At 63.8% G+C, this 6204-nt stretch carries 4 protein-coding genes; 2 read left to right on the forward strand and 2 right to left on the reverse strand.

Translation table 11 applies throughout. The features are described 5' to 3' along the window. Nucleotides 1-257: 257 nt before the first annotated feature. On the reverse strand, nucleotides 258-878 hold the full coding sequence (locus VIM98_RS09960) for a DNA-3-methyladenine glycosylase I (RefSeq protein WP_331992950.1): 621 nt from the start codon (nucleotides 876-878) through the stop codon (nucleotides 258-260). 34 nt (nucleotides 879-912) lie between these two features. Next, on the reverse strand, nucleotides 913-2496 hold the full coding sequence (locus VIM98_RS09965; RefSeq protein ID WP_331992951.1) for an inorganic phosphate transporter: 1584 nt from the start codon (nucleotides 2494-2496) through the stop codon (nucleotides 913-915). 146 nt (nucleotides 2497-2642) lie between these two features. On the opposite strand from VIM98_RS09965, the gene VIM98_RS09970 reads away from it, so the two are divergent. Beyond that, nucleotides 2643-5054: a DEAD/DEAH box helicase gene (locus VIM98_RS09970; protein WP_331992952.1), complete on the forward strand. Its 2412-nt coding sequence runs from the start codon at nucleotides 2643-2645 to the stop codon at nucleotides 5052-5054. Then, nucleotides 5051-5944: a ribonuclease H-like domain-containing protein gene (locus tag VIM98_RS09975; protein WP_331992953.1), complete on the forward strand. Its 894-nt coding sequence runs from the start codon at nucleotides 5051-5053 to the stop codon at nucleotides 5942-5944. Before VIM98_RS09970 ends, VIM98_RS09975 begins: the two co-directional genes overlap by 4 nt. Nucleotides 5945-6204 lie beyond the last annotated feature (260 nt).

The raw sequence follows: 6204 nt of genomic DNA on the forward strand, positions 1-6204 counted from the left end.
CTCCTTGAGTGGCGGTCTACCTGGAGTATGCGTTGTGGGTGTGATTGGGGGGTGATGTTGGAGCGCCTTGGTTTTGACTGCTCGCTTACGCATCGCGGGTGCCCCCTCACCCCCACCCTCTCCCCCGGCGAAGCCAGGGGAGAGGGTGCCTGACTGGAGCAAGTCTCAGTACTTTGCACTTGCGTAACTTGCTCCCTCTCCCCCTGGCTTCGCCGGGGGAGAGGGTGGGGGTGAGGGGGCCGCGAGCGCAGCGAGCATCAAGCCTTGCGTCTGAAATCCGCCTGCGCCCGCTCGACCGCCCCACGCACACCGCAACCGTCGAGATGATCGTTGACCATCCCCACCGCTTGCATGAACGCATACATCGTCGTCGGTCCGACAAAGGTCCAGCCACGCTTCTTCAGCGCCTTGGACAAGGCAACCGACTCGGCACTGGTCGTATGGGCACGATAGTGCGCCAGATCGACCCGGTTCGCGTGACGTACGGGTGCAAACGACCATAACCAATCGGTCAGCGAACCGGCTTCGTCCAGCAACGCGCTCGCACGACGCGCATTATTAATCGCCGAAACGATCTTGGCGCGGTTGCGCACGATGTTCGCGTCGCCCAGCAGGCGTTCGATGTCCTTGTCGCCAAAGCGCGCCACACGATCGATCTCGAAGCGGTGGAATGCTTTGCGGAAGCTCTCGCGCTTGTTGAGGATGGTCTGCCAGGAAAGCCCGGACTGAAAGCCTTCCAGGCAGATCTTCTCGAACAGCAGCCGGTCGTCGCGCACCGGCCAGCCCCATTCCCGATCATGGTACTCGGGCATCGACGGATACCAGAAGCAACGCGCCGAGCCATCCGGCCCGGCGACCAGGCCGTTTTCCAAGGGCATGCGAACAACTCGTGTCAGGCGCCCCGCGGGCGCGTCAGAACACGTGTTTTAGCACGATGAACAAGGTGCCCGCGAGCAGGATCGATGCCGGCAGGGTGAGCACCCAGGCCATCAACAGGTTCCGCACCGTGGACCATTGCAGGCCCGAACCGTTGGCAGTCATCGTGCCTGCCACACCCGAGGTCAGCACGTGGGTCGTACTGACGGGCAGGTGGTACAGGTCGGCGACCTGAATCAGGCTCGCCGCCACCAGCTCGGCTGACGCTCCCTGCGCATAGGTGAGATGCTCCTTGCCGATTTTCTCGCCCACCGTCACCACGATGCGCTTCCAGCCGACCATGGTACCCAGGCCCAACGCCAGCGCGACGGCGACTTTCACCCAGGCGGGAATGAATTGGGTCGCCTTGGTGGCGAGACCGCGCCAGGTGGTCAACGTCTTGGTTTGTTCCGGCGTGAGATCCGTCCTGGCCAGCACCAGTGGCATGGCGGTATTGGCCAGATAGATATCGTTGCGGACGTTACCCATTTGCTCCTGCGGCACCGACTTCAGCGAAGGGCGGTCGCCCACTTGCTGGTCGATCTGCGCAACCAGAGTTGCCAATGCCGGCACCGTGCCCGCCTGTAATGTTTTCTGCTGGACGGCTACGGTGACCGCTTCGCGCGGATCGCCGCCGACGGTCACGGCACCGCCGATCTGACCAAGCACGCGGCTGGCCTCGACGGATACTTCGTGGAAAGTCTTCACTTCACCGCCGCTGACCGCACCGTTCAATGCATACGCAGTAGGCACCGTGCCGATCAGGATCAGCATGATCAGGCCCATGCCTTTCTGGCCGTCATTGGAACCATGGCCGTAGCTCACGCCGGTGCAGGTCAGTATCAGCAGCAGGCGGATCGGCCACGGCGGCGGCTTGTTGCCTTCCGGCGCGCGGTACAGTGCGGGAATCTTCACCAGCGCCTTGAGCAAGTACATCAGCAGGCCGGCAAGCAGGAAACCGGCGATCGGCGAGAACACCAGACCCTTGAACACACCTGCCGCAGCGCTCCAGTCCACGCCGCTGGTGCCGGACGTTACCGCTGTCAGCTGATTGGCCAGACCCACGCCGATGATCGAGCCGATCAGGGTATGGGAGGACGAATTGGGCAGCCCGAAATACCAGGTACCGAGATTCCACAGGATCGCGGCGATCAGCAGCGCGAACACCATGGCGAAGCCGGCGTTGCTGCCGACCTGCAGGATCAGCTCCACCGGCAGCAGCGAAACCACGGTGAAGGCGACCGCACCGGTGGATGTCAGTACGCCAAGGAAATTGAACACGCCCGACCAGATCACCGCCAGATTGGCCGGCATCGAGTGCGTATAGATCACGGTGGCTACCGCGTTGGCGGTGTCGTGGAAGCCGTTGACGAACTCGAAACCCAACGCGATCAGCAAGGCGATACCAAGCAGGATGAATGGGCCCGTGGAGTGCGTCCGGACGATCGCCAGATCGTCGATCAGATGGGAGCCGGCATAGATGGCTCCGATCAAAAGAACCACACCGAAAACGACTGCGAAAATCCACCCCGAACCGCGAGCTGGAGTATGAACGGCTGTAACTGCGGCTTCGGTCTGCATGGACATGCCCTCGTGTGTCAGCCCGAGGGAAGCTAAGCAGCGAGCAAGACAGCAGCGTGACAGCCATGCGGCGATCGCCCTCCGTCTCATCGATTGAGACGGCCAGCGGCTCTACTGCCTGGTCACTGCCATCGCGAGTCTGTCCCATGCCTGCCCTGCCGCAACGTTACGACACCGCCGACGAGGCGATCCTGCGCGAACCCGGCGACGGGCGCAGCCTGGCCCAGCGCCTGGGCAGGCGCTATGCCTCGCGGATCACCGGCAGCTTCCTGATACCCGGCCGCGACGGCCGCTATACCCCTTTGCCCGAGGATCTGCCGCCCACCCTGGCTTCCGCCCTGCGGGCACGCGGAATCGATCGCCTCTACAGTCACCAGGCCGAGGCGTGGCAGGCGACACAAGCGCACCGCCACGTGGCGATAGCAACGCCCACGGCTTCCGGCAAATCGCTCTGCTACACCTTGCCGGTGCTCACCGCCGCGATGCAGGACCGGGCCAAAGCACTGTACCTGTTTCCCACTAAAGCACTCGCGCAAGACCAGGTAGCCGAGTTGCTGGAGATCAATCAGGCCGGCGAACTGGGCGTAAAAGCCTTCACCTTCGACGGCGATACCCCAGGCGACGCGCGCCAGGCGATTCGGCTGCATGGCGATATCGTGGTCAGCAACCCGGACATGCTGCACCAGGCGATTCTGCCGCATCACACCAAGTGGGCGCAGTTCTTCGAAAACCTGCGCTATGTGGTGATCGATGAAGTGCACACGTACCGCGGCGTGTTCGGATCGCACGTGGCCAATGTGTTGCGCCGACTGAAGCGCGTGTGCGCGTTCTATGGCGTCACGCCGCAATTCATCCTCTGCTCGGCGACGATCGGCAACCCGCGCGAACACGCCGAAGCGCTGATCGAAGACCGCGTCGAGGCGATCCTCGAAAGCGGCGCGCCGTCGGGCGACCGGCAGGTGCTGCTGTGGAACCCGCCGGTGGTGAATCCCGATCTCGGCCTGCGGGCTTCGGCGCGCTCGCAGACGAACCGTATCGCGCGCCTGGCAATCAAATCCGGCTTGAAGACCTTGGTGTTCGCGCAAAGCCGCACCATGGTCGAGGTGCTTACCAAGTACCTGAAAGATGTCTTCGACCATGACCCACGCAAGCCGCCGCGCATTCGCGCCTATCGTGGCGGCTATCTGCCGAAGGAGCGGCGCGCCGCCGAACGCGAGATGCGTGCCGGCAATGTCGACGGCATCGTCAGTACGTCCGCGCTGGAGCTGGGTGTGGATATCGGCAGCCTCGATGTGGTGGTGCTCAACGGTTACCCCGGCTCGGTAGCCGGTACGTGGCAACGCTTCGGCCGCGCTGGGCGGCGCCAGCAAACCGCGCTCGGCGTGCTGGTAGCAAGCAGCGACCCGCTGGATCAGTACCTGGTACGTCATCCGGAATTCTTCCAGGCCGCACCGCCGGAACATGCGCGCATTCATCCGGACCAGCCGTTGATCCTGCTCGACCACATCCGCTGTGCCGCCTTCGAACTGCCATTCACCGCGAACGAAATCTTCGGCCAGGAAGCGGCCGGTCCCTGGCTGGATGTCTTGACGGAAGACGGTGTGCTGCATCGCGAAGGCGAACGTTGGGAGTGGATCGCCGATAGCTATCCGGCCAATGCCGTTTCCTTGCGCTCGGTGGCCGACGGTAATTTCGTCGTGGTCGATCGCACAGGCGGCCGGCAGACCATCCTGGCCGAAGTCGATTTCAGCGCGGCGGCGGTGACGTTGTACGAAGGCGCCATCCACATGATCCAGTCCGTGCCATTCCAGGTAGAGAAGCTCGACTGGGATGGCCGCAAGGCCTATGTCACCCGCACGCATGTCGACTACTACACCGATGCCATCGACTACACCAAGCTCAAGGTGCTCGATGCATTCGACCAGGCCCCGGCGGGCCGCGGCCAGGCGCATCATGGCGAAGTGCACGTCGTGCGCCGCGTTGCCGGCTACAAGAAGATCCGCTACTACACGCACGAAAATATCGGCTACGGCCCAGTGAATCTGCCTGACCAGGAACTGCATACCACCGCAGTCTGGTGGCAGCTGGCGCAACGCGAACTCGAGCAGGCTTTCGATGGCCGCCAGGATGCGCTGGATGGCTTTCTCGGTGCGGCGTATGCCTTGCATATCGTCGCCACCGTGGCCGTGATGGCTGAAGCACGCGATCTGCAGAAAGCCGTTGGAAGCGGCGACGGTGCATGGTTCGTCAGCGCCGATACTCTCGGACGCGGGCAGATTCGCGGTAGCGATGGACAACCGACCGTCCTCGCGCCGGATGCGCCGTTTACACCGACGGTCTATCTCTACGATGCTTTTCCCGGTGGCGTCGGCCTGAGCGCGCCGTTGTTCGAGCGGCGCGAAGATCTGATCGCGCAGGCGCGCAGCCTGATCGAGCGCTGCGATTGCCATCAGGGTTGTCCCGCTTGCGTGGGGCCGGTGCTGGCGAGCGACGAAGCTTCCGAACGCTCACCGAAAGCCTTCGCGCTGCGCGTGCTGTCGCTGATGGGCGCGCTGTGAGCGACCTGCTGGGCAAGCTGCGCGGTTTGCGCAGCCAGGCGGGCGTAGCCGCTGCACCTGCCCGCAAAGCGGTGCCAGCGGATCTGCGCCGTCTGCTGTCGACGCGCCAGCGACACGGCGGCACGTTACCGAGCGCGCAAGATCGCCATGTGCCCGGTCTGGAGATCGCGCCGGGCCTGTGCCTGGTCGAAACTCTCTATGAGTGGCCAGCACCGCCTGCTGTGCTCGATGTGCGTTTCGCGAAAATCGATGCCCCTATCGCACGCGAGCGGCTGTTGCACTTCGATACCGAAACCACCGGCCTGGCTGGCGGTACCGGCACGCGTGCTTTCATGATCGGCGCGGCCGACTGGGTCGGTACACGGCTGCGCCTGCGCCAACTGACCATCACCAGCCTCTCGGCAGAGAGCGCCATGCTGAGGCACTTCGCCGGTTGGCTCGATACGGAAACGGTGCTGGTCAGCTACAACGGCAAGTGCTACGACGCCCCGCTGTTAGCAACGCGCTATCGCCTTGCGCGGTTGGCGAATCCGCTTGCCGGCTTGTTGCATGTGGATCTGGTGCATCCGGTGCGTCGGCGTTGGAAAGGCGCCTGGGAGAACTGCCGGCTTGCCACGACCGAGCGACAATTGCTCGGCGTCGTGCGAGAAGACGATCTGCCTGGCGCCGAAGCGCCTGCGGCGTGGCTGTCGTATTTGCGTGGCGGTCCGGCGACAAACTTGCGTCGGGTGGGCGAGCACAATGCGCAGGACTTGAAGAGTCTGGCCGGCGTGCTGCGGTATATGGAGGGTATGGGCTCCGTTGGCCCCCTCACCCCAGCCCTCTCCCCCGGCGAAGCCGAGGGAGAGGGTGCACACGGAGGCAAACCTCAGTACTTCGCACTTGCGTGACCCGCACCCTCTCCCCTGGCTCTGCCGGGGAGAGGGTGCACACGGAGGCAAGCCTCAGTACTTCGCACTTACGTAACCCGCTCCCTCTCCCCTGGCTCTGCCGGGGGAGAGGGTGCACACGGAGGCAAGCCTCAGTACTTCGCACTTGCGTAACCCGCTCCCTCTCCCCTGGCTCTGCCGGGGAGAGGGTGCACACGGAGGCAAGCCTCAGTACTTCGCACTTACGTAACCCGCTCCCTCTCCCCTGGCTCTGTGTATGG

The organism is Dyella sp., from assembly GCF_036568765.1.
Lineage (GTDB): Bacteria > Pseudomonadota > Gammaproteobacteria > Xanthomonadales > Rhodanobacteraceae > GSA-30.

What these genes read in the sequence shown, in the direction of transcription:
- VIM98_RS09960 (WP_331992950.1), bottom strand. Translation starts at nt 878, where the DNA reads ATGCCCTTGGAAAACGGCCTGGTCGCCGGGCCGGATGGCTCGGCGCGT.
- VIM98_RS09965 (WP_331992951.1), bottom strand. Translation starts at nt 2,496, where the DNA reads ATGCAGACCGAAGCCGCAGTTACAGCCGTTCATACTCCAGCTCGCGGT.
- VIM98_RS09970 (WP_331992952.1), top strand. Translation starts at nt 2,643, where the DNA reads ATGCCTGCCCTGCCGCAACGTTACGACACCGCCGACGAGGCGATCCTG.